Raw genomic sequence first — 23,166 nt, forward strand, 5'->3', positions numbered from 1 at the left:
CGTGCTGGACTACGACAAGGAAGCCGAGCGGTACGACGCCTCACGCGGCGGCGAGCCGAGGGCGGCCGCGGCGGCCCGGGCCGTACTGGGACTCCTGCCGGACGGCACCCGGAGCCTGCTCGACGTCGCCTGCGGCACCGGCATCGTCACGCGACGGCTCGCCGCCGGCCGCGACGCACTGACCGTGACCGGCGTCGACCTCGCACCCGCGATGGTCCGGCATGCCGCCGCCCGTATGCCCGGGGCCGTCGTGCTCGCCGACGGCCGCCGGCTGCCCTTCCGGGGCGGCCGGTTCGACGCCGTCAGCAGCGTGTGGCTGCTGCACCTGGTGCCGACCGCCGAGGACGTACGGACCGTCGTGGGCGAGTGCGCCCGCGTGCTGCGGCCCGGCGGGGTCTACGTCACCACCGTCGACAAGGCCGCCGCCCACAACGTCGGCAGTGACATCGACGCCGTGATGGCCGCCCGGCCGCGCCGCCCGGCCCGGGACGCGGCGGACCTCGTCGAGTCCTACGCCCTCGAACACGGCCTGCTCCCGGCGGGCGGCGCCCGTTTCACCGGGCACGGCCAGGGCCGCAGCCCCCGCCGTACGGTCGCCGACCTGCGCCGGGGCTGGTTCGTCACCCTGCCGCCCGGCGAGGCGCTCGCCGACGGATTCGCCGCCCGGCTCGCGGAACTGCCGGACCAGGACCGTCCCCGCGCCGACCCGGTGTTCACACTCCGGGCGTTCCGGAAGGCCGCGTGAAGTCCATCGTCCAGTTGGTCAGCCAACTCTCACCGCCGTCGACGGAGAACGCCTGCTCCCACCGGGCCGCCGTCGGGGAGACGCCCGACCAGACGAACCGCACGCGCACCTCCTTCCCGGCGTAGGTGTCGTCGCCGTAGAACTCCCCGCGTCCGCCCTCGAAGCGGCCGAGGACCGGCGGGAACAGCGTCCCTGTGACGCTGGAGGCCCAGCTCAGCGACCACTGCTCGGTCTCCCGGTCGAAGAGCCGCAGGGTCGCGCCCTTCGCCGACAGGTACGGCATGTCGATCTCGTCGACGTTCGCGGCCCCGTCGAACAGCGGCCGGCAGCGGCTGGTCGACGGGAACTCATCCCACTCACAAGCCGGGTCGAGGAAGTCGGTGCGCCGACGGTGGCGGACCTCCCAGTCGCCGTGGAAGAAGTCGAAGTCGTGCGGGCTGCTCATGTGCGGTCTCCAGTGGTTCCTTCGGGCAGGGAGTCGGCCAAGTAGGCCTTAAGGTCCGGGACTTCGGGCGCGAGTAGGTGCCGTGCCCAGGCGTCCCGTTCGTGCAGGATCGGCGGGAGCTCCCAGACGCAGCCGATCCACGGCCGGTCGGGCGCGATGAAGTGGGTGGGGTCACGGTCCGGGCAGCCGAGCACCGGCTGGCCCGCCGACGCGAACCTGAAATGCAGGACGTTGTCCCACACCCAGCTGTAGGCGTTCAGATAGGCGCCGTCGTCCCCTCCCCGGTGGAGGACGACGAACGTCGCCGGGGGAGTGCCGTCCGGCTCCGGCAGCAGCTCCGGCAGGATCGCGTACGCCGCCTTCTCCACCTCGGGCGCGATGCCGGCCGGGTCGGCGGTGACGTGGTAGCGCTTGATGTGCCGCCCGGCCACCTCGATCGGCTCAGGCACGGTCAGCAGTTTCTCCGTGAAGGGCATGCCGTGACGTTAGGACCGCTTCACTGACATCCTGTGTCAGTGAAGTCCAGCCGGCTCGTCTCCGTCCTCCTGCTGCTCCAGACCCGGGGCCGGATGACCGCGGCCCAGCTCGCGCAGGAGCTGGAGGTGTCGGTGCGGACGATCTACCGGGACGTGGAGGCCCTCGGCGCCGCCGGGATCCCGCTGTACGGCGACGCGGGCCACGCGGGCGGCTACCGCCTCCTCGACGGCTACCGCACCCGCCTCACCGGCCTGACCGCCGACGAGGCCGAGGCCCTCTTCCTCGCCGGCGCCCCAGGCCCCGCCGCTCAACTGGGCCTCGGCTCCGTCCTGGCCGCCGCCCAGCTCAAGGTCCGCGCCGCCCTGCCGCCGGAGCTGCGCGGCCACGCCGACCGCATCAGCGGCCGCTTCCACCTCGACGCGCCCGGCTGGTACGCCGACGCCGACGAGACGCCGTACCTGCCCGCGGTCGCCGACGCCGTCTGGAACGGCCGTGTCCTGCGGATCCTGTACCGCCGCTGGCGTGAACCCACCGATGTGGAGCGCCGCCTGGAGCCGTACGGACTCGTCCTCAAGGCAGGCCGCTGGTACGTCGTCGCGGGCCCCGGTCCGCGCACCTACCGCGTCGATCAGATCCTCCGACTCACCGTCACCGAGGAGGAGTTCGTCCGCCCGGACGGCTTCGACCTGGCCTCGTACTGGGCGGCGTACCAGCGTGACTTCCACGACCGCCTGTACAGCGGGCGGGCGGTGGTGCGGCTGGCGCCCGGAGTGACCCTCGACCGTGCGGCCGATCACCGTACGGACACGGACGGTTGGACCCGCGTCACCGTCCCCATCGAGTCCGTCGACCGCGCCCACGCCGAGTTCCTGCGCCTGGGCACCGGCATCGAGGTGCTCGAACCGCCCGAACTGCGCGACCGGATCGCCGGGACGGTGGCCGAACTGGCCGAAAGGTACGGCAACTCGCGTACGGACAGCGGCGACTGAGGGAACGGAATCCGTCCGTCCTCCCGAGGAGGCACGCCAAGTGCAGCACCCGCGCAAGTACAGCAGACGCCGGGCCGCCCTCTCCGCGGCCCTCGCCACCGCCGCCCTGATCGCCGCCGGACTCACCACCCTGAACGGCGCCACGACAGCTGAGGCGGCCACCGCCCGGCAGGTCGAGGCCCTCGACCGGGGCGTGGTCAGCGTCCACACCGCAGGCGGCAACCTGGTCAGCTGGCGCTGGCTCGGCACCGACCCGAACGACGTCTCCTTCAACGTCTACCGGGCCGGCACCAAGGTCAACGCGGCCCCGATCACCGGCTCCACGAACTACTTCCACACCGGCGCCCCCGAACAGGCCGACTACACCGTCCGCGCGATCGTGAACGGCGTCGAACAGGGCGACTCCGTGCACGCCGTCCAGTTCCGGCCGGGCTACAAGGACGTCCCCATCAGCCCGCCGGCAGGGGGCACGACCCCCGACGGATTGGTGTACACCTACGAGGCCAACGACGCCTCGGTCGGCGATCTCGACGGCGACGGCGCCCTCGAGTTCGTCCTCAAGTGGCAGCCCACCAACGCCAAGGACAACTCCCAGTCCGGCTACACCGGCAACACGATCGTGGACGGCATCGAACTCGACGGCACCCGGCTGTGGCGCGTGGACCTGGGCCGCAACATCCGCTCCGGCGCGCACTACACACAGTTCCAGGTGTACGACTACGACGGCGACGGCAAGGCCGAGGTCGCCATGAAGACCGCCGACGGCACGGTCGACGGGACGGGCGCGGTCATCGGCAACTCGTCCGCCGACCACCGGAATTCGAACGGCTACGTGCTCTCCGGCCCTGAGTACCTGACCATGTTCGACGGGCGGACCGGCAAGGCGATGGGGACCGTGGACTACGTCCCGGCCCGGGGCACGGTCTCGTCCTGGGGTGACTCGTACGGCAACCGCGTCGACCGGTTCCTCGCCGGCACCGCCTATCTGGACGGCTCCCGCCCGTCCCTGATCATGGCGCGCGGCTACTACACCCGTACGGTCATCGCCGCCTGGGACTGGCGCAACGGCGGCTTCACGCGCCGCTGGACCTTCGACACCAACTCCTCCACCAACACAGGCAAGGGATTCGACGGCCAGGGCTCGCACAGCCTGTCCGTCGGAGACGTCGACGGCGACGGCAAGGACGAGATCGTGTACGGCGCGATGGCCGTCGACGACAACGGCAACGGCCTGTGGACCACGAAGACCGGCCACGGTGACGCCCAGCACCTCGCCGACCTCGACCCCTCGCACGCGGGCCTGGAGTACTTCAAGGTCTCGGAGTCGACCGGCCAGCCCGCCGAGCTGTACGTCGACCCGGCCGACGGCACCATCGAGTGGAAGCTGGCCGCCTGCTGCGACAACGGCCGGGGCGTGGCCGGGGACATCTACGCCGGGAACGGCGGCGCCGAGATGTGGTCCGCCTCCGACAGCTCCATCCGCGACGAGGCCGGTGCCGCCAAGGGCCGCGAGCCGTCCTCGGTGAACTTCCTGTCCTGGTGGGACGGCGACCCCGTCCGCGAACTGCTCGACGGCACCCACATCGACAAGTACGGCACGTCGTCCGACACCCGTCTGCTGACCGGTTCCGGCGTCTCCGCCAACAACGGCACCAAGGCCACGCCCGTGCTCTCCGGCGACATCCTCGGCGACTGGCGCGAGGAGGTCGTCTGGCGCACCAGCGGCAACACCGCCCTGCGGATCTACTCCACGCCCTACGAGACGAGCACGAGGATCACGACCCTGCTGCACGACACGATGTACCGCACGGGTCTCGCCTGGCAGAACACCGCCTACAACCAGCCCCCGCACCCGAGCTTCTTCCTCGGCGACGGCATGGCGACCGCGCCCAGGCCGGCCGTGTACACCCCTTGACGGAGCAGGAGAGGCGGTCGCCCGAGTGGTGTCGGGCGACCGCGTGCACCCATGAAGAGCGCGTCGGCGCCGTGACCCCTACTCCAGCAACTCCGCGTAGGAGCCCATGGCCAGCGCGATGTCCGCCTGAGCCCAGAAACGGTGATACGTGAACGACGGCACGGCACCGCCCGCGAGATAGCTCTCGATCTTCGACCAGGCCGGATCGTCCTCGTAGAACGACCGTATCGAGTCGAAGGTCGACGACGGGTCGATCGCGTCACCGTTCGGCATCGTGCCGTTCCACCCGCTCGGGATGTGGACCGGGTCGTCGAAGCGGCTGTAGTCGGCGCGGCTCTCCGGGACGGCGATGCCCAGGGCGTCCTGGTGGTTGTCCCACATGCCGTCCAGCAGGGCCTTGGCCGTAGTCGCGGCCGCCGTGTCGCCGGAGCGGTCCGCGTAGTACGTCAGGGTCTTCGCGTACGCGGCCGCCACACCGACGTCGTCGGTGTAGTCGGCGACGGTGACATGAAGTCCGTTGTTGGCGCCCGGACTTGACGGGTTCCAGGTGTCGGGCTGCCCCGACCACTGGAGCGTGGACGGGATCCGGTACGTGCCGTCCGGATGGACGGTCGTCTCGGACAGCGCCCAGTCCACCCACTTGTCCAGCACGGCCTTCGCCGCCGCGTTCCCCGTCTGCTGGTAGTATTCGGCGACCCGCTCCATCGACCACGCCTGGAAACCGAACCACTGGTTGGACGGCGGGTCGTGGTAGACGGGCTGCTGGTCGTAGTACATGCCGTAGAACGTCGACTTCCCGGTGGGCGGCGTCGCGTACCGGCCCGCCCAGCTGTTGGTCGCTCCACCCGCGATCGCGCCCTCACCGGACTGGAGCCAGCGGTAGAACTCGACCTGCCGCTGAAGGGACTTGGCCCAGTCCGCCTGCCCCGTCGCCGACTTGGGCTTCAGGTCGGCGTACGCGCTGAGCGCGTATGCGGCCATCGGGTTCTGGTAGCCGCCGTGGGCATGGCTGGAGCCGATGCGCCAGGCCCAGCCCGCCGAGGTGTCGGTGGCACCGCCCCAGGCGTAGTACCAGGACAGCAGATAGTGCGAGGCGTCCTTGCCGGTGCCGGCCGGACAACTCGACGCTCCCACACAGTTGCCGACCTTCTTGAAGTACTTGTCGTACATCGCGTACCGCAGGTAGTCGCCCATCTTCGCGGCCTTCGCCACGGTCGCCGAGACCTCGCCGCCCTTGCCCTGCTCGTCGGCCCACTGGTCCGCCCAGTACGCGGCCTGCACCGCACGGGCGTCGGCGTCCGGGGCGTTGGTGAACTTCCACTGCCTCGCGTACGACGCGTCACCCGTGAACAGGTCCAAGTACCCGTTCGCACCGCCGTACTTGAAGGCATCGCAGGTCGGCTGCGGCACCGTCTCCCACACGGACTCCTGCGCGCCGCGCTGGAAGGTGTTGATGTACGACGGCCCGGTGTCGGCCGGCCCCGCCTCGCACTTGCCCGGCGAGTTGCCGTACCCGTAGACGTTGTCGACGTCCTGGAGCCAGTGCATCCCGTAGACGTCGTCCGTGCCGTACGCGCTCTTCAGCTCACCCGCGATCGGGTCCGAACCGACCGGGACCGAGGAGTCGAGCTTCGCCGGGTACTCGTTCGGCGTGTCCAGCTCGGGCGCGTAGGTCGCCGGCTTCGAGGCGTTGTAGAAGGAGTTGGTCGGCTGGTCGGCGTGGGTGGGGATCATGTACTTCTCCATGATCTCCCAGGCCCCGTTGAACTTGGACCAGTCGCCGGTGACCCTGCCGTACATGGCCTGTAGCCACAGAAGGTAGCTGTAGGCCTCCGAGGTGGTCTCGTGACCGTGGTCCGGCGCCTCGACGATCAGTGTCTCGACCGAGTGGTACGGGATTCCCTCGGGCGAGAAGTAGCCGTTCGCCGGGTCGGTGATCTTGCCGTACAGCTCCAGGAACCGGGCGTCGTACGCCTTCGTCGCCGCGATCTGGGTCACCGTCACCGACGCCTTCGCGTGCCCCGCGGCCGTCGACTCGAAGGTCGCCGAACCCGTGCCGGAGGAGTCGGCGGAGACGGTCACCTTCTGGGCGGTGTTCCAGTTCGACGGCGTGAAGGTGAGCGAGGCGCCGCCGGTCACCGACACGCCCGAGTTGCCGCCCGTGCGGGCGGTGGTGACGGTCACGTTCGCCGACGGCTGGGTCGACAGCTTGACGTCGAACGTCGCCGACTTGCCCTGCTGGACCGGGAGTTGGGCCGGTGTGGCCACCACGGCGGGACCCGAGGCGACCGTGATGCCGACCGGTGTGGACTCGCCGGACGCGCCCAGGCTGTCGTACGCCTTCGCGAGCAGCGAATGACCGCCCACGGTCAAGCTGGAGACCGAGAGCGAGTACGGCGCCGTGGTATCCGTGCCCAGCAGCGTGGTGTCGTCGTAGAACTCGACCTTGCCGATGGTGGCGCCGTCCGCGGCGGCCGCCGTGGCCGCGAGCGGGACGGCGTCGCCCTGCGCGTAGACGGCACCGGCCGCCGGGCTGGTCAGCACCGTGACGGGGGGCTGGTGGGCGCCGACGCACCGCGTGCCGTTGACGGCGAAGTCGGTGGGCGCGGCGTTGGTGCCGCTGTAGGCGAACTGCGCACCGGTGGTGACGGCCGCTCCGGCGGCGATGCGCCCGTTGTAGCCGGCGTCCTTCACCGTGATCGCCCGGCCGGACTGCGACCAGGTGCCGTTCCAGCCGTTGCCGAGCTTCTGGTCGCCTGTGTAGGCGTAGGTCAGGGTCCAGCCGTCGATGACGTCCGTACCGCGGTTGGTGAGGGTCAGTTCCGCGGTGAAGCCGGAGCCCCAGTCGTTGGTCCGGTAGTCGACACCGCACTGAACCGCCGCCGCCCGGGCGGGAGTCGAGGCGGGGCCGAGCATGGTCAGGGGAAGCGCCAGCGCCGCCAGGACGGCCGTCCACAACCGCCGTACGGCTCTGTGTCTGCGTGGGGGATGCACGTGCTGGTTCCTCCTCGTGGCTCGGAGAAGACAAGGCTTGAACCAGTGGGAGCGCTCCCATAGTGAGGACGGGGGTGCAAGGGGTCAAGGTGCTCGAAGAGTCGAAAAGATTCGACAGGTCCAGTTGAGCAAAAGTCAGTAACTCCTCTGTCCATCCCCGTCACTTGGCGCTAACTTCAGGGACACCAGTGGGAGCGATTCCATCAGTCGACGCGTCCGTCACGGCGCGCCCGATCTGCAAGGAGTCGCTCATGCGACACCCCCCGCGTTCCGTACTTCTAGCCTGCACCGGAGCGGTCGCCCTCGTCGCGGCCGTGACGGTGCCGGTGGTCACGGCCCAGGGAGCCACCCCCGCCTGCGCGGTCACGTACTCCGTCACCAGCCAGTGGGACAGCGGCTTCCAGGGCGCCGTGGAGATCACCAACAACTCGATGCCCGTGAGCGGTTGGAGCCTCGGCTTCGACTTCGCGGGCGGCCAGAGGGTCACCCAGGGCTGGAACGCCAAGTGGTCCCAGTCCGGTACGACGGTGACCGCGACCAACGAGTCCTGGAACGGCACGCTCGCCACCGGCGCGAGCGTCAGCGCCGGCTTCATCGCGTCCTGGTCGGGGACCAACGCCGTACCGACGACGTTCAAGCTCAACGGCACCACCTGCAACGCCGACACCGAACCGTCGCCACCCGGTCCGACGGACCCGACCGATCCGCCGGACCCCGGTGACGGCACGGCGCCCCCGGCCCTGCACGTCTCCGGGAACAGGCTCGTGGACGCCGACGGCACCACCCGTCGCCTGCTCGGCGTCAACCGGTCCGGCGGCGAGTTCATGTGCGTCCAGGGCTACGGGATCTGGGACGGCCCGGTCGACGACGCGGCCGTCGCGGCGATCGCCGACTGGAACGCCAACACGGTCCGCATTCCGCTGAACGAGGAGTGCTGGCTGGGCCTGTCCAACATCAAGCCCGAGTACGGCGGCGCGAACTACGTCGACGCCGTCAGGGAACTGGTGGCGAGGGTCAAGGCGCACGGCATGACGCCGATGCTCGAACTCCACTGGTCCTGGGGCCAGTACACCGGCAACTCGGCGGGCTGCTCCGACGTGCACGCCACCTGCCAGAAGCCGATGCCCAACACGCAGTACACGCCCGCCTTCTGGGCGTCGGTCGCGAGCACCTTCAAGGACGACCCGACCGTCGTCTTCGACCTGTTCAACGAGCCCTACCCGGACCGCGCGACGCCCACGACCACCCAGGCGTGGCAGTGCTGGCGGGACGGCGGCACCTGTCCCGGCATCGGGTACGAGGTCGCCGGCATGCAGGATCTGGTCGACGCCGTACGGGGCACCGGTGCCCGCAATCCGATCCTGCTCGGCGGACTCGCGTACTCGAACGACCTGAGCCAGTGGCTGACGTACCGGCCCACCGACCCGGCGGGCAATCTCGCCGCCGCCTGGCACGTCTACAACTTCAACACCTGCGCGAACGAGAGCTGCTGGAACTCCACGCTCGCACCCGTCGCCGCCCAAGTGCCTTTGGTCGCCGGGGAGATCGGGGAGAACACCTGCTCGCACTCCTTCGTCGACCAGGTCATGAAGTGGTTCGACGACCGGGAGCTGTCCTACCTCGGCTGGACCTGGAACACCTGGAACTGCTCCTCCGGTCCGGCCCTGATCTCCGCCTACGACGGAACCCCCACGTCGTACGGCATCGGGTTGCGCGACCATCTGCGCTCCCTCGACCGGTAATTCCTCTCACTCAGAAGGAACCCGCACTCATGAGTCGTACCAGAACAGCGATGCTCGCTGCCCTGACGCTGGTCGCCGGGGCCTCCGGAACCGCGCTCGCCGCGGACCCCGACGCGATCGGCACGGCAGCCGTGCCCTGCACCGTCGACTACAAGGTGCAGAACCAGTGGGACACCGGTTTCACCGCCGCGGTCACGGTCACCAACCAGGGCGCCGCCAAGTCGAACTGGTCGGTGAAGTGGTCGTACGCCGGAAACCAGAAGGTCACCAACGGCTGGAACGCGCGGATCGGCCAGAGCGGCGCCGACGTCACCGCCGCCAACGAGAGCTACAACGGCACGCTGGCGACCGGCGGTTCGGTGAGCTTCGGCTTCCAGGCCTCCTACAGCGGCACCAACTCCGTCCCCGCCACCTTCACCCTCGACGGCGTGACCTGCAACGTCGACGACGGAGGCGGCGGCCCCACGGATCCGACGGACCCCGGGCCCACCGGTCCCCGGGTCGACAACCCGTACTCCGGCGCCAAGGTGTACGTGAACCCGGAGTGGTCCGCGAAGGCCGCCGCCGAGCCGGGCGGCAGCCGGATCGCGGGCCAGCCGACCGGTGTCTGGCTCGACCGGATCGCCGCGATCAACGGCGTGAACGGCGGCATGGGCCTGCGCGACCACCTCGACGAGGCCCTGACCCAGAAGGGCTCCGGCGAACTGGTCGTCCAGCTGGTCGTCTACAACCTGCCGGGCCGCGACTGCGCCGCCCTCGCCTCCAACGGCGAGCTCGGCCCGACGGAGCTCGGCCGGTACAGGACCGAGTACATCGACCCGATCGCCGCGATCCTCGCCGACCCGAAGTACGCCTCGCTGCGGATCGTCACCACGATCGAGATCGACTCGCTGCCGAACCTGGTCACCAACACCGGCAGCCGTCCCACGGCCACCCCGCAGTGCGACGTGATGAAGGCCAACGGCAACTACCAGAAGGGCGTCGGCTACGCCCTGAACAAGCTCGGTGACGTCGCCAACGTCTACAACTACATCGACGCCGGCCACCACGGCTGGATCGGCTGGGACGACAACTTCGCCGCCAGCGCCACCGTGATGAAGGAGGCCGCCACCTCCGAGGGCGCCACCGTGAACGACGTGCACGGCTTCATCGCCAACACGGCCAACTACAGCGCCCTGAAGGAGAACAACTTCACCATCGGGGACTCCGTGGGCGGCAAGTCGGTCCGTGAGTCGAAGTGGGTCGACTGGAACCGCTACGTCGACGAACTGTCGTTCGCGCAGGCCTTCCGGAACCAGCTGGTCACGACCGGGTTCAACTCCGGGATCGGCATGCTGATCGACACGTCGAGGAATGGCTGGGGCGGCAGCGCGCGACCCGCCGGGCCGGGTGCGACGACCGACGTCGACACCTACGTCAACGGAGGCCGCTACGACCGCCGTATCCATGTCGGCAATTGGTGCAACCAGTCCGGTGCCGGTCTCGGCGAGCGTCCGCAGGCCGCGCCGGCGGCGGGGATCGACGCCTACGTCTGGATCAAGCCCCCGGGTGAGTCCGACGGTGCCAGCTCGGAGATCCCGAACGACGAGGGCAAGGGGTTCGACCGGATGTGCGACCCGACGTACACGGGTAATCCGCGCAACGGCAACAACCTGTCCGGTGCGTTGCCGAACGCTCCGCTGTCGGGGCACTGGTTCTCCGCGCAGTTCCAGCAGCTGATGCAGAACGCCTACCCGCCGTTGTCGTAGTGCGGTGACTCGGCACTGCGGGTCCGCTGTGGTTGATCGCGCAGTTCCCCGCGCCCCTGTCGGGGCGCGGTAGTCGCCGGGGTCCGGTCAGTGCTCTCTGGCCAGGCCCCGGCGGATCGCGAACTCCACCGCCGAGTAGTCCCCGTCGGCCCGGTCCAGCTCCAGCGGCACCGCCGTGTGCAGCGGCGGCTGGGCCATGAAACGCGGGCGGGTGCCGTGGTGGGGCTGGGCGGCGTGCACCAGGAACGGGTGGCAGAGGTAGACGTCGCCGGGGCGGCCGGTGGCGTGGGCGAGCGGGCGGTGCGCCGAGGCCTGCGCGACCTTCGGGCCCAGCTCCAGGAAGGAGGCGCCCCGCTCGCCGTACGGTGCCAGGACGGGCGGTACGTCGAGATGCGAGCCGACCCGGACGCGGGTCGGGGCGTTGTCCTCGGTGACCTCGCTGAACAGGAAGAGCATGAGCAGGGCGCGGTCCTTGGAGTGCACGTTGGTGTGGGCGTGCTCGGCGCCCTCGGGCACATAGCTGCCCTCGATGTGCCAGCCCGCGTCGTCCGGCTCCTCCTCGTGCGGGAACCGCAGCGGGAAGGTGCCCAGCGAGTAGCGCGACTGCCAGCGGTCCTCACCCACCAGCACATCGAAGGCCTCGTGCAGCACGGGTGTGTTGACGGCGGCCGCGAAGGGGCCCTGCGCCATGTCGTACACCCAGTGCACGGGGTCCTTCCAGGTGCCCGGGTCCTGCGGGTCGTACCCCGTCTCCCGCCACAGCAGCCGCGCGCAGTGCTCGGCGACGCGCGGCGGAAAGGCGCCCTCGATCCTCACGAACCCGTCCTCGAGGAAGCGCTCCACCATCTCGTCGTCCATCGGGCCATCGTGAGCGACCGGAGCCCGCCGCCGCACCCCATTTTTCTTTGTCCCGTTTTTGCCGCCTCGGCAAGGACAGTGGCCCGGGGGCGGTGCCTCGGAGCAGGCTGGCGGCATCCGGACGAGAGGCAGGCCGCCATGGCACCCGAGAACCACCCGCACCACCAGCACCCGGGACACCAGCACCAGCACCCCGGACACCAGCACCACCATGACCACGACCACACCGAGGTCGACTGGGCCGAGATGGGCCCGCTGCTGGAGGCGCAGGCGGAGCTGTTCACGCCGCTGTACGAACACGCCATGGCCTGGCTGGCCAAACGGCAGACCGAGCCAGGGCTGATCGTGGACGCGGGCAGCGGTCCCGGAGTCCTGTCCTGTCTGCTCGCCGACACCTTCCCGGGCGCACGGATCGTCGCCGTCGACGGATCCGAGCCGCTCCTCGACCGGGCCCGGGGGCGGGCGCAGCGGCTCGGCGTCGCCGACCGTTTCGACACGCTCACCGGTGAACTCCCGGGGGTCCTGGACGAGTTGGACTACCCCGTAGATCTCCTCTGGGCCGGCCGCAGCCTGCACCACCTGGGCGACCAGCGTGCCGCGCTCGCCGCGTTCGCCGACCGGCTCGCGTCCGGCGGCACGCTGGCCCTCCAGGAGGGCGGTCTGCCGTCGCGCTTCCTGCCGCGGGACATCGGGTTCGGGCGGCCCGGACTCCAGGCCCGCCTCGACATGCTGGAGGCGGAGTGGTTCGCCCGGATGCGGGCCGACCTCCCCGGTTCGGTCGCCGAGACCGAGGACTGGCCGGCGCTGCTCGGCTCGGCGGGCCTGCGACCCACCGGCACGCGCACCTTCCTCCTCGACCTGCCCGCCCCGACCACGGACCGCGCCCGCGCCTACATCGCCGGCACCCTCGGCCGGATGCGCGAGGGGCTCGGCGACCGCCTCGACGCCGACGACCGCGCGACCCTCGACCGGCTGCTCGACCCGGAGGACAAGGCGAGCGTGCACCACCGCCCCGACGTGTTCGTGCTGGCGGCGCAGACGGTGTACACGGCCGTGCGGACCAGGTGACAGTCGGGGCGCCGGGCGGCGGCGGGGCTTGACTTAGAGAGCTCTCCAACTGGTGGACTCCCTCTCGTCCGAACCGAGACACAGGGGACCGAGACACAGGGGGATCCACCATGACCGACTCTCCGGTCGCACTCATCACCGGCGGTGGCAGCGGCATCGGCGCCGCGGTCGCACGACAGCTGCTGGCCGCCGGGTACCGGGTCACCGTCACCGGCCGTGGCGAGGCGCGGCTGCGCGGCTTCGCCGAGGAACTCGGCGCACCGCAAGGACTGCTGACCGTGGTCGGGAACGCGGCCGAGTACGCCGATGTGCGGGCGGCCGTCGACACTACGCTCAAGGCCTTCGGGCGGCTGGACACGGTCGTCGCCAACGCCGGCTTCGCCACCCATGACTCCGTCGCCGAGGGCGACCCCGAGGGGTGGAAGGAGATGGTGCTGACCAACGTCCTCGGTCCGGCCCTGCTGATCCGCGCCTCCATCGACGCCCTCAAGGAGACCCGCGGCCGGATCGTGCTGGTCGGCAGCGTCGCCGGGTTCGTGCCGGGGCCGGGCAACATCTACGGGGCGACGAAGTGGGCGGTCACCGGGCTCGCCGAGAACACCCGGCGGCAGGTCACCGACTGGGGCGTGGGCGTCACGCACATCGCCCCGGGCCGGGTCGAGACACCGTTCTGGGACAGCTACGGCAGCCTGCCGCCGGGGCATCTGCTGACCGCCGACCAGATCGCCGACTCGGTCGTGTGGGCCGTCCGGCAGCCCGACGGCGTGGACGTCAACACCGTCGTCGTACGGCCGCTCGGTCAGCCCAACTGACGACCTTCCGTCAGCAGGATTCCTTGGTCAGTTGCGGCGACATGACTCTCGGTAGAAGACTGGACATACCGAAGATTTCGGATGTGCGCCCGGCTCTCCGGGAGGTGTCATGTTCGTACGCGCCATCTACACGACCGGCGATCCGACGAAGATCGACACGGCCGTCAGGGCGATGAACACGGAGGGACGGGACCTTCTGGAGGACCGTCCCGGATACCGCGGAGCGAGCGTCTTCGTGGACCGGACGCTCGGGAAGCTGCTCGCGGCCAGTTGGTGGGAGACCGAGCAGGCCCGGCGCAACAGCGACGAGGTGCTGCGCGAGCGGCGGGCGGCGATGCTGGATCCCTTCGCGGGCACCCTCGCGGTCGACAACTACGAGGTGCTGGTCTTCCACCAGGTGGGGCAGCCGCGGGCGGGCGGCGGACTGCGCCTCACCCGGCTGGAGTTCGACCCCAGGGACACGGACCTGCTCGCCGACACGTTCCGGGCGACGGTGGTCCCGAGGCTCGACACGCTTCCGGGACTGGCCAGGGCGTCCCTGCTGGTCGACCGGGAGCGCGGACGCGGCATGGTCGGGGCGCTCTTCGTCGACCAGACGTCCCTGGCGGCGTCCCGCTCGGCCCAGGCGGGCGCCCGGCACGAGGGCGCGGCGAAGGCACATGTGAGCGTGATCGGCCTGGAGGAGTTCGAGGTCGTCTTCACCGATGTGCGGGGCGACTGATCCCGCACGGACACCGGCCGCCGTAAGCACGCCGGCCACCCCGAGCTCCGGCCCCGCAAGAGCGCCCCGCACGCGTCCGCCCGCCGCTCGTGCGACCGAGTGGCGGGCGGGGCGCTGTGCGGGTGCGGTGGGGTCAGCCGCCGAAGGTGGCCGGGTCCGGGCCGAGGCGGCGGTCCTCGTTGAGGGCGCTGATGGCGGCCAGGTCCTCGTCGTCGAGGTTGAAGTCGAAGACCGCGATGTTCTCCTCGATCCGCGACGGCGTCACGGACTTCGGGATGACCACGTTGCCGATCTGGAGGTGCCAGCGCAGCACGACCTGCGCGGGCGTGCGGCCGTGCTTCTGGGCGATGGCGACGATCGCCGGGACCTCCAGCAGACCCTTGCCCTGGCCGAGCGGGGACCAGGCCTCGGTGGCGATGCCCTGCTCGGCGTGGAACTCCCGGGAGGCGTGCTGCTGGAGGTGCGGGTGCAGCTCGATCTGGTTGACCGCCGGGACCACCGACGTCTCACCGATCAGGCGCTCCAGGTGCTCCGGAAGGAAGTTGGAGACACCGATCGCGCGGGCGCGGCCGTCGGCGTGCAGCTTCTCGAAGGCCTTGTAGGTGTCGACGTAGGTGCCACGGGCCGGGACCGGCCAGTGGATGAGGTACAAGTCGATGTAGTCCAGGCCCAGCTTCGCCAGCGACTCGTCGAAGGCGCGGAGCGTGGCGTCGTACCCCTGGTCGCCGTTCCAGAGCTTGGTGGTGACGAAGATGTCCTCGCGGGGGACGCCGGAGGCGGCGATGGCCTTGCCGGTGCCCTCTTCGTTGCCGTAGATCGCCGCTGTGTCGATGCTGCGGTACCCGGTCTCCAGCGCGGTGGCGACCGCCGTCTCCGCCTCGTCGTCCGGCACCTGCCAGACCCCGAAGCCCAGCTGGGGCATCTCCACGCCGTTGTTGAGGATGATCGGGGGGACCTTGCTGCTCACGAGCTCTTGATCCTTACGGTTGTCGTCAGGTGGTACTGCATATCGTCAACGATCACAGGACGCCGTGCATTCCTGACGGCGGAATCCGCTGCGGAAACCGCCGACGGCGACGACAACCGGGGCGAGCGCGACCGGAGGGCACGATTCCGCGTGCATGCCGGCCGACCCGGTACGGATTCACGCCTGGTACAACGCGTCGACCTCGTTGGAGTACGCGTTCTCGATCGCCTTGCGCTTCAGCTTCAGCGACGGTGTGAGCAGCCCGTGCTCCTCGGTGAAGGGCTGGGCGAGGATACGGAAGGTGCGGATCGACTCGGCCTGGGAGACCAGGGTGTTGGCGGCGACGACCGCACGTCGGACCTCGGTCTCCAGATCGGCGTCGCGCACCAGCTGGGCCGGGGTCAGCTGCGGCTTGTCGCGCATCATCAGCCAGTGCTCGACGGCCTCCTGGTCGAGGGTGACCAGGGCCGCGATGTACGGGCGGTCGTTGCCGACGACGATGCACTGCGAGACCAGCGGATGGTCCCGGACGCGTTCCTCCAGCACACCCGGCGAGACGCTCTTGCCGCCGGAGGTGACGAGGATCTCCTTCTTGCGGCCGGTGATGGTGAGGTAGCCGTCCTCGTCGAGGGAGCCCAGGTCGCCGGTGCCCAGCCAGCCGTCGTGCAGGGACTCGTCGGTGGCCTTGGGGTTGTTGAGGTAGCCCTGGAAGACGTTGGCGCCGTGCAGCCAGATCTCGCCGTCGTCCGCGATGTGCACGGTCGTGCCGGGGATGGGGCGGCCCACGGTGCCGTAGCGGGTGCGCTCCGGCGGGTTCGCGGTCGCGGCGGCCGTCGACTCGGTGAGGCCGTAGCCCTCGTAGATGTGCACGCCCGCGCCGGCGAAGAACAGCCCGAGCCGCCGGTCCATCGCCGAGCCGCCCGACATCGCGTGCCGGATCCGGCCGCCCATCGCCGCGCGCATCTTGGAGTAGACGAGCTTGTCGAAGAGCTGGTGCTGCATCCGCAGCCCCGCCGACGGGCCGGGGCCGATGCCCCACGCCTTGGCCTCCATGGCGTCCGCGTACTTCACGGCGACCTCGACGGCCTTCTCGAACGGGCCGGACCTGCCCTCCTTCTCGGCCTTACGGCGGGCGGCGTTGAAGACCTTCTCGAAGATGTACGGCACGGCGAGGAAGAACGTCGGCTTGAACGCGGCGAGGTCCGGCAGCAGGGCCGCCGCGTTCATCTGCGGCTGGTGGCCGAAGCGGACCCGGCCGCGGATCGCCGCGACCTGCACCATCCGCCCGAAGACGTGCGCGAGCGGCAGGAAAAGCAGCGTCGCCGCCTCGTCGCCCTTCTTGGAGTGGAACACCGGCTCCCAGCGCTCGATGACCGTGTCCGCCTCGTACATGAAGTTGCCGTGCGAGATGACACAGCCCTTGGGCCGCCCCGTCGTACCGGACGTGTAGATGACCGTCGCGACCGAGTCCGGCGTGACCGCCTGCCGGTGCCGGTGGACGACCTCGTCGTCGAGGTGGGCGCCCGCGTCGTACAGCTCGTGCACCGCGCCCGAGTCCAGTTGCCACAGCTGGTGCAGCCGCGGCAGCCGGCCGATCACCGTGGCGATCGTCATCGCGTGGTCCTCGTGCTCCACGATCGCCGCCGAGCACTCGGCGTCGTACAGCATCCAGAAGCACTGCTCGGCCGAGGAGGTGGGGTAGATCGGCACCACCTGCGCGCCGATGGTCCACAGCGCGAAGTCGAAGAGGGTCCACTCGTAGCGCGTACGGGACATGATCGCGACCCGGTCGCCGAACCGGATGCCCCGGGCGAGCAGGCCCTTGGCGAGAGCCAGGACCTCGTCCCGGAACTCGGCGGCGGTGACGTCCCGCCACTGGCCGCCCTCGTCCTTGCGGCCCAGCACCACGTACGACGGATCCTCCTGGGCATGCTGGAAGACGACGTCGGCCAGACCGCCCACCGGCGGTGCCAACGCCAACGGAGGGTTGGTGAACTCGCGCAAACCCCGCTCCCCGCTCCGAATGCCTCGGCTGACGCTCCGCACAGCGCCGTGAAAGCTACCCCACCCGCCTTTCGGACGGGAGGGGGCCGAAAATCGACCGCTGCTCGGGTATCCACTGGTCAGCGGTGGAAAATGCGCTCACATGGGGAAGGGTCGGACAGAAAACTGACGGTTGAGTAAGTTTCGGGGCCGTAATCTCCACCGAATCTGTACGAGCCAACTACCCGGTATGAGCCTTGTCGATCTTGTAATTCTCCGGATGCTCCACCCCGCTACCGGCGGTGCAGTCGATCCCCGCCCGCCAGGACCGCCGCCGCCAGCGCGTCCGCCGCCCCCTGGGCCGCCGCCTGCCGCCGGCCGTGCACGAGCACGAAGTCGACGCGCCCGAGCGCCGGCAGCCCGAACCGGTCCGGCACCCGCACGAGGCCCGGCGGAATCAGTCCCCGGGAGTGCGCCATCACCCCGAGTCCGGCCCGCGCCGCCGCGATCAGCCCGTTGAGGCTGCCGCTGGTGCACACGATCCGCCAGTCGCGCCCCTGCCGCTCCAGCGCCTCCAGAGCGAGCGCCCGGGTGATGCCGGGCGGCGGGTAGACGATCAGCGGCACGGGACGGTCCGCCTCCAGCCGCAGGCGCTCCGCGCCGATCCACACCAGCCGGTCGTGCCAGACCGGTTCGCCCCGCGGATCCTCCGGGCGCCGCTTGGCCAGCACCAGGTCGAGCTTCCCGGCGGCCAGCCGCTCGTGCAGCGTGCCCGAGAGCTCGACCGTCAGCTCCAGATCGACCTCGGGGTGCTCGTAGCGGAAGCTCTCCAGGATCTCCGGCAGCCGGGTCAGCACGAAGTCCTCGGACGCGCCGAAACGCAGCCGGCCGCGAAGCCGGGTGCCGGTGAAGAACGCCGACGCCTGCTCGTGCACCTCGAGGATCCGGCGGGCGAAGCCGAGCATCGCCTCGCCGTCCTCCGTCAGCTCCACGGAGTGGGTGTCCCGGGTGAACAGCGGCCGCCCGGTGGCCTCCTCCAGCCGCCGTACGTGCTGGCTGACGGTCGACTGGCGCAGGCCGAGCCGCCGGGCGGCCTGGGTGAAGCTCAGGGTCTGGGCCACCGCGAGGAACGTACGCAGCTGGGAGGGGTCGTACACGCCCTCCAGGCTACCCCTGGTCATCGCGGAACGTGATGACAGTCAGAGTGGTATGCCGGATTCCCGATCGCTGACCTCCGGAGGACGATGGAGAGGGCACGTCCGTGCCCGGAACCGGAAGTTCAGCGAAGCGACAGCGAAGTAGTGGAGCACAGTGAAACGCCTGCGATGGCCCCGTTGGATGCCGATCGACCCGTACATCCTGCTGCTGCTCGGGACGGTGGGGCTCGCGGCCCTGTTCCCGGCGCGCGGGACGGCCTCCGACGTGGCGTCAGGCGCCTCCACGGCCGCCATCGCCTTCCTGTTCTTCCTCTACGGCGCCCGGCTGTCCACCCGTGAGGCGCTGGACGGGCTGAAGCACTGGCGGCTCCACGTCACCGTCCTCGCCTGCACCTTCATCGTCTTCCCGCTGCTCGGCCTGGCCGCCCGCGGTCTCGTCCCGGTGATCCTGAGCGACCCCCTCTACCAGGGCCTGCTCTTCCTCACCCTCGTGCCGTCGACCATCCAGTCCTCGATCGCCTTCACCTCGATGGCACGCGGCAACGTGCCCGCAGCGATCTGCGCGGGATCCTTCTCCTCCCTCGTCGGCATCGTCGTCACCCCGCTCCTCGCGGCGGCCGTGCTCGGCGGCAGCGCCGGTGGGTTCTCCACCGACTCGGTGGTCAAGATCGTGCTCCAGCTGCTGGTGCCGTTCGTCGCCGGGCAGCTGCTGCGCCGCTGGATCGGCGGCTTCGTCACCCGGCACAAGAAGGTCCTCGGCCTCGTCGACCGCGGCTCGATCCTGCTGGTCGTCTACACCGCGTTCAGCGCGGGCATGGTCCAGGGCGTCTGGCACCAGGTGAGCGCGGTCCGGCTGGCCGGCCTGCTCGCGGTCGAGGCGGTGCTGCTCGCGGTGATGCTCGCCCTGACCTGGTACGGCGCCAAGGCGCTGGGCTTCGGCCGGGGGGACCGCATCGCGATCCAGTTCGCCGGCTCCAAGAAGTCCCTGGCCGCCGGGCTGCCCATGGCCAGTGTCCTGTTCGGCGCGCACGCCTCCCTCGCCGTCCTCCCGCTCATGCTCTTCCACCAGATGCAGCTGATGGTGTGCGCGGTCATCGCCAAGCGGCGCGCCCACGACGTCCAGGAGACGATCACCGTGTCGGCGCCGCCCGCAGCGTCACGAACCGCGGTCGGTACAGGGACACGTTCCGGCTGAGCTGGGCCGCCGCGCCGCCGGTGTCCAGCCAGTTGACGTCGTAGCTCAGCACCAGCCGCCCGCCGTCGCTCAACTCGGGGTGCACCTGCGGGTTGTAGGCGGCGACCTGGCCGCCCGGCGGCAGCGACGGGGTGAAGTCCTTCGTCGGCCCGTGCCACGGGCCGACGGGGGAGCAGGCCCAGTACGACGTCACCGTCGTCAGCCCGTCGGCGCCGGCGGCCATCGTGAACAGCACGTACGTCCCGCCCACCCGCGCCACCGAGAACGCGCTGCCCACCCCCGCGCGCTGCCCGTCCCCGAGCACGGCGCGCGGCCGTGCCCCCGCCTTCCCCCACCCGGAGCCGTTCCAGTACTGCCAGGCTCCGGGCTCGGCGAGCCGGCCGTCCGGCACACGGGCGACGTAGGCGTGCGACACGGGCCGGGAGGCGGCCTGGCCGTCGTCACCCCCGAAGACGTACGTCCAGCCGCCCTCCTCGAGCAGCGTCGTCCCGTACAGCACCCGCCGCGAGGCGTCCGGCACCAACTGCTGGTCCAGCACCCTGGTGACCGACTCCACCCGCAGCTCCGGCAGCGAGAGCGTGGCGACCTCGGTCGCGGTCGGCACACCGTAGATCCAGGGGGACTGCCCGGCCGTGCGCACCCACAGCAGCACCCGCAGCACGCGTTCCGCTGAACCGGGGGAGCGGGGCTCGACTCGGGCGGCGACCGGCCAGCGCCACTGGTTCGGCGCGGGATCGGGGAACAGCGGGGCGGCGAGGGTGCGCTCCAGGCGTCCGTCGCGCATGACGACCGCCGAGTTGCGCACCAGCGGGGCGGTCGCCTCCCGCCAGGTGAAGGACTCGCCGAACGGGTTGGGCGGGCCGTGCACCTGACCGAGATAGGTGTCCGAGAACAGCCACAGCAGCCGACCGTCCGGCAGCCGTACCGAGTGCGTCCCGTCGCCGCCGGTCCAGTCGTCGGTGCGGGAGGGGTCGTCGCCGTAGCGGGCGAACTCGGCGGTCAGCTCGTCGTCGGCCGACCAGGACCGGACCGAGTGCGCCACGCACGCGTCACCGCCCTCCCGTTCGCCGTCGTCCGGGAGGGCGGTGAGCAGCACGGCCGCGAGAACCAGGGCCAGCAGCAGTCCGAGGCCGGTTCCCGTACGCTGCCGTGCTCGTGCGTCGTCGGGCACGACCGGGACGTTAGTGGCCTCAGCCCACGTGGTCCATGGGCAGCCACAGGACGGTGTCCCGGGTGTTCACCTTCTTGCGGGTCGTCACCTGTGCCGCCGCGGCGGCGCTGAGCTCCTCCTCGCCGAGCGCCCGGCTCCACACCCGGACGTCGTCGATCGTGCCGGTGAGGAAGGCCCGGCTGTCCATGCGCTGGCCGACGTGCACCCCGAACGGCGAGTTGCGGCTGAGCGAACCGGGCACGTCCGTGGTGCTGATCGCCCTGCCGTCGAGGAACAGCGTCAGCCGGCCGCCGCCGCGCCGCAGCGCGAGATGGTGCCACTCACCGTCGTTGGCGGCGCCGCCGGCCCACACGGACGAGGTGTGCACGGTCCCGAACCCCTCCCGCGTGGTGATCAGCGCCCGCACCCGGTCGTTGTCGGGCTCGCCGCGCAGCCAGACCTGGGGCTGGGTGCTGCCGATCCCGCCCATCCACAGGAACGGCTGCTCGCCGGACGTGGCGGAATAGCGGAAGAACAGCGACACCGTGAACTCGCCCGTCCCGAGCGGCAGGCTGGAGCGGTACGGCAGCCGTACGGCGTCGTCGCGGCCGTCGAACTCCATGGCGCGGCCCAGCACACCGTCGGTCGTCCCGGCGCCGCCCAGGACGGTCGCGCGGGGTGCCCCGATGGCGAGGTCGGCGGTGGTCGGGTCGGGGCCGCGCCGGGGTCCGAGCCAGTCCTCGTTGAACCGCGCGAAGCGGATCTCGTCCCGGGCGTCGACCGCGCCGCCCTCGTACATCAGACCCACCGTGGACGCGTCGACGTCCACCATGTCGGAGTATCCCGACCAGTCCGTGGTGACGACCTTGCCGCGGTCCACGCTCTCCCAGGTGTCGCCGCCGTCGTAGGAGCTGCGGATCATCATGGTCCGACGGCGGTCCGGGTCGCCCGGTGCGGACAGCAGTATCCGGTTGCCCAACCGCAGTGTGGCGCCCTGGACTTGGGGCGTGTAGAGGTCGGGCAGGTCGTGGAACGGCCCGGTGAAGCTGTCGCCCCCGTCGCTGCTGAACGTCTGGGTGCGGTGCCCGAGGTCGGTGCCGTCCTGCTCCCGGCCGCTGATGAGGATCTTGCCGTCCGCGCGCTCGGTGACGGTCACCTCGGACGGCTTCTGCCGGAAGGTGTTGTCGGCGGCCGAGATGGGCCAGGAGTCGGTGGCGCCGATCCGCCAGTTGTCGCCGCCGTCGTCGCTGACGATGAGCGCGGCGTGGTTGGCGGTGACCCGACTGCCGTCCCAGGTCTCGGTGTTGACGCCGAAGACGAGCCGCCCGGCGTGCTTGCCCTTGGTGAGCTGGATGCCGTGCACGGGGCCGGTGGCGTACCAGGAGTTCCAGTTCGCGGGCAGTATCTGGTCGCTCAGGGGACGCGATTCGGACCAGGTCCGCCCGTCGTCGTCGCTGTACTGGAGGTGGGGTTTGCGATCACACGGAACCGAGCAACTGCCGCTGTCCGTACGCCCGGTGTTGTACGTCTCGGCCAGCACGATGCGGCCGGTCTCACGGTCCACGATGGGCGCCGGATTGCCGTGCGTGTCGCCGTTGCCGTCGTTGACGACCTGGAGCGGCCCCCAGGTGCGCCCGCCGTCGGTGGACCGCTTGAGCACGATGTCGATGTCGGCGGCGTCGCCGCAGTTGAGCACCCGTCCCTCGGCGAACGCGAGCAGCGTGCCGTCCTTGGTCTTCACGATCGCGGGGATGCGGAAGCAGGCGTACCCGGGGTCCTGGGACGCCTTGAACAGAACCTGTTGCTCGAACGACGGGCTCGTCGTGGTCGGTTGGGACTCGGCGGGACTTAACGTCGCGGCCGTCGCCGAGGTGGCGACGGCCGCGACAAGGGCAGCTCTGAGACGTGCGCGAACTCTAGCCGGCATGGTGCGGCCCGCCCTTCATCGTCTGGTCATGCGTCCAGGCATCTGAACATTCGGACATCCCACGTCCAAAGTGCGCATCACAGACGTTAGTTGGGCTATCGCACACATCACAAGAACCGTGCACGTGTCACGTCACGGATGGAGTATTGCTTTCCCCCCGTTGACCCGCGCCCCGACAGCCGCGTGCGCCTCGGTCGTTCCGCCGTCCGAACGGTATGCCACGCGTCGCCCGTCAGGGGTGAGCGCCGGGGCCGGCGCCCGGCATGTCGTCGC

18 protein-coding genes are annotated in these 23,166 nt (G+C 70.5%); 9 read left to right on the top strand and 9 right to left on the bottom strand.

Translation table 11 applies throughout. From position 1 onward, the window contains the following. Position 1: 1 nt before the first annotated feature. Positions 2–745: a class I SAM-dependent methyltransferase gene (locus ACIQWG_RS30550; protein WP_404101517.1), complete on the top strand. Its 744-nt coding sequence runs from the start codon at positions 2–4 to the stop codon at positions 743–745. On the opposite strand, the gene ACIQWG_RS30555 is transcribed toward ACIQWG_RS30550, so the two are convergent. Together ACIQWG_RS30555 and ACIQWG_RS30560 are read right to left on the bottom strand one after the other, a co-directional pair. Next, positions 714–1,190: a hypothetical protein gene (locus tag ACIQWG_RS30555; protein ID WP_404101519.1), complete on the bottom strand. Its 477-nt coding sequence runs from the start codon at positions 1,188–1,190 to the stop codon at positions 714–716. The two genes, ACIQWG_RS30550 and ACIQWG_RS30555, sit on opposite strands and share 32 nt — an antisense overlap. After that, complete coding sequence (locus ACIQWG_RS30560) at positions 1,187–1,666, bottom strand: hypothetical protein (RefSeq protein WP_404101521.1); 480 nt, start codon at positions 1,664–1,666, stop codon at positions 1,187–1,189. The genes ACIQWG_RS30555 and ACIQWG_RS30560 overlap by 4 nt, the downstream gene beginning before the upstream one ends. Positions 1,667–1,705: 39 nt before the next feature. Between ACIQWG_RS30560 and ACIQWG_RS30565 the strand changes: the two genes are divergently transcribed. Both ACIQWG_RS30565 and ACIQWG_RS30570 read left to right on the top strand, forming a co-directional pair. Further along, positions 1,706–2,656, top strand: coding sequence for a helix-turn-helix transcriptional regulator (locus tag ACIQWG_RS30565; protein WP_404101523.1), 951 nt, complete (start codon positions 1,706–1,708; stop codon positions 2,654–2,656). Positions 2,657–2,696: 40 nt separating this feature from the next. Next, the gene (locus ACIQWG_RS30570) at positions 2,697–4,571 is read left to right on the top strand and encodes a rhamnogalacturonan lyase (protein WP_404101525.1); all 1,875 of its coding nucleotides are present in this window, start codon (positions 2,697–2,699) and stop codon (positions 4,569–4,571) included. A 78-nt stretch (positions 4,572–4,649) separates the two neighbouring features. On the opposite strand, the gene ACIQWG_RS30575 is transcribed toward ACIQWG_RS30570, so the two are convergent. Continuing rightward, a complete protein-coding gene (locus ACIQWG_RS30575; protein WP_404101527.1) occupies positions 4,650–7,565 on the bottom strand; it encodes a glycoside hydrolase family 48 protein in 2,916 nt (971 codons plus the stop codon). 251 nt (positions 7,566–7,816) lie between these two features. On the opposite strand from ACIQWG_RS30575, the gene ACIQWG_RS30580 reads away from it, so the two are divergent. Next, positions 7,817–9,307 carry a cellulose binding domain-containing protein gene (locus ACIQWG_RS30580; protein WP_404101529.1) on the top strand — a complete coding sequence of 497 codons (1,491 nt, stop codon included), beginning with the start codon at positions 7,817–7,819 and terminating at the stop codon, positions 9,305–9,307. 29 nt (positions 9,308–9,336) lie between these two features. Then, positions 9,337–11,055 (top strand): glycoside hydrolase family 6 protein, encoded by a 1,719-nt coding sequence (locus ACIQWG_RS30585; RefSeq protein WP_404101531.1) that lies wholly within the window; start codon positions 9,337–9,339, stop codon positions 11,053–11,055. A gap of 87 nt (positions 11,056–11,142) precedes the next feature. Here ACIQWG_RS30585 and ACIQWG_RS30590 read toward each other — a convergent pair whose 3' ends face one another. Beyond that, positions 11,143–11,913: a phytanoyl-CoA dioxygenase family protein gene (locus ACIQWG_RS30590; RefSeq protein ID WP_404101533.1), complete on the bottom strand. Its 771-nt coding sequence runs from the start codon at positions 11,911–11,913 to the stop codon at positions 11,143–11,145. Positions 11,914–12,051: 138 nt separating this feature from the next. Between ACIQWG_RS30590 and ACIQWG_RS30595 the strand changes: the two genes are divergently transcribed. The 3 genes from ACIQWG_RS30595 (at position 12,052) to ACIQWG_RS30605 (ending at position 14,514) form a co-directional block, all read left to right on the top strand. Then, a complete protein-coding gene (locus ACIQWG_RS30595) occupies positions 12,052–12,981 on the top strand; it encodes a class I SAM-dependent methyltransferase (RefSeq protein ID WP_404101535.1) in 930 nt (309 codons plus the stop codon). 110 nt (positions 12,982–13,091) lie between these two features. Next, positions 13,092–13,793: an SDR family oxidoreductase gene (locus ACIQWG_RS30600; RefSeq protein ID WP_404101537.1), complete on the top strand. Its 702-nt coding sequence runs from the start codon at positions 13,092–13,094 to the stop codon at positions 13,791–13,793. A gap of 109 nt (positions 13,794–13,902) precedes the next feature. After that, positions 13,903–14,514 carry a hypothetical protein gene (locus ACIQWG_RS30605; RefSeq protein ID WP_404101539.1) on the top strand — a complete coding sequence of 204 codons (612 nt, stop codon included), beginning with the start codon at positions 13,903–13,905 and terminating at the stop codon, positions 14,512–14,514. 133 nt (positions 14,515–14,647) lie between these two features. Here the strand turns inward: ACIQWG_RS30605 and ACIQWG_RS30610 are convergent, their stop codons facing one another. The 3 genes from ACIQWG_RS30610 to ACIQWG_RS30620 form a co-directional block, all read right to left on the bottom strand. Next, on the bottom strand, positions 14,648–15,481 hold the full coding sequence (locus ACIQWG_RS30610) for an aldo/keto reductase (protein ID WP_404101541.1): 834 nt from the start codon (positions 15,479–15,481) through the stop codon (positions 14,648–14,650). 177 nt (positions 15,482–15,658) lie between these two features. After that, positions 15,659–17,485, bottom strand: a complete 1,827-nt coding sequence (locus ACIQWG_RS30615; RefSeq protein WP_404101543.1) for an AMP-dependent synthetase/ligase — start codon at positions 17,483–17,485, stop codon at positions 15,659–15,661. Between the two features lie 272 nt (positions 17,486–17,757). Next, complete coding sequence (locus ACIQWG_RS30620) at positions 17,758–18,621, bottom strand: LysR substrate-binding domain-containing protein (RefSeq protein WP_404101833.1); 864 nt, start codon at positions 18,619–18,621, stop codon at positions 17,758–17,760. 181 nt (positions 18,622–18,802) lie between these two features. Here ACIQWG_RS30620 and ACIQWG_RS30625 point away from each other — a divergent pair, with 181 nt between their 5' ends. Then, positions 18,803–19,816 carry a bile acid:sodium symporter family protein gene (locus ACIQWG_RS30625; protein ID WP_404101545.1) on the top strand — a complete coding sequence of 338 codons (1,014 nt, stop codon included), beginning with the start codon at positions 18,803–18,805 and terminating at the stop codon, positions 19,814–19,816. Here ACIQWG_RS30625 and ACIQWG_RS30630 read toward each other — a convergent pair. Both ACIQWG_RS30630 and ACIQWG_RS30635 read right to left on the bottom strand, forming a co-directional pair. After that, positions 19,752–20,987, bottom strand: coding sequence for a DUF4185 domain-containing protein (locus tag ACIQWG_RS30630; RefSeq protein ID WP_404101547.1), 1,236 nt, complete (start codon positions 20,985–20,987; stop codon positions 19,752–19,754). The genes ACIQWG_RS30625 and ACIQWG_RS30630 overlap by 65 nt on opposite strands. A gap of 19 nt (positions 20,988–21,006) precedes the next feature. Beyond that, the gene (locus ACIQWG_RS30635; RefSeq protein ID WP_404101549.1) at positions 21,007–22,893 is read right to left on the bottom strand and encodes an exo-alpha-sialidase; all 1,887 of its coding nucleotides are present in this window, start codon (positions 22,891–22,893) and stop codon (positions 21,007–21,009) included. Between the last annotated feature and the right edge of the window lie 273 nt (positions 22,894–23,166).

Source organism: Streptomyces sp. NPDC098781 (genome assembly GCF_044759995.1).
Classification (GTDB): Bacteria; Actinomycetota; Actinomycetes; order Streptomycetales; family Streptomycetaceae; genus Streptomyces.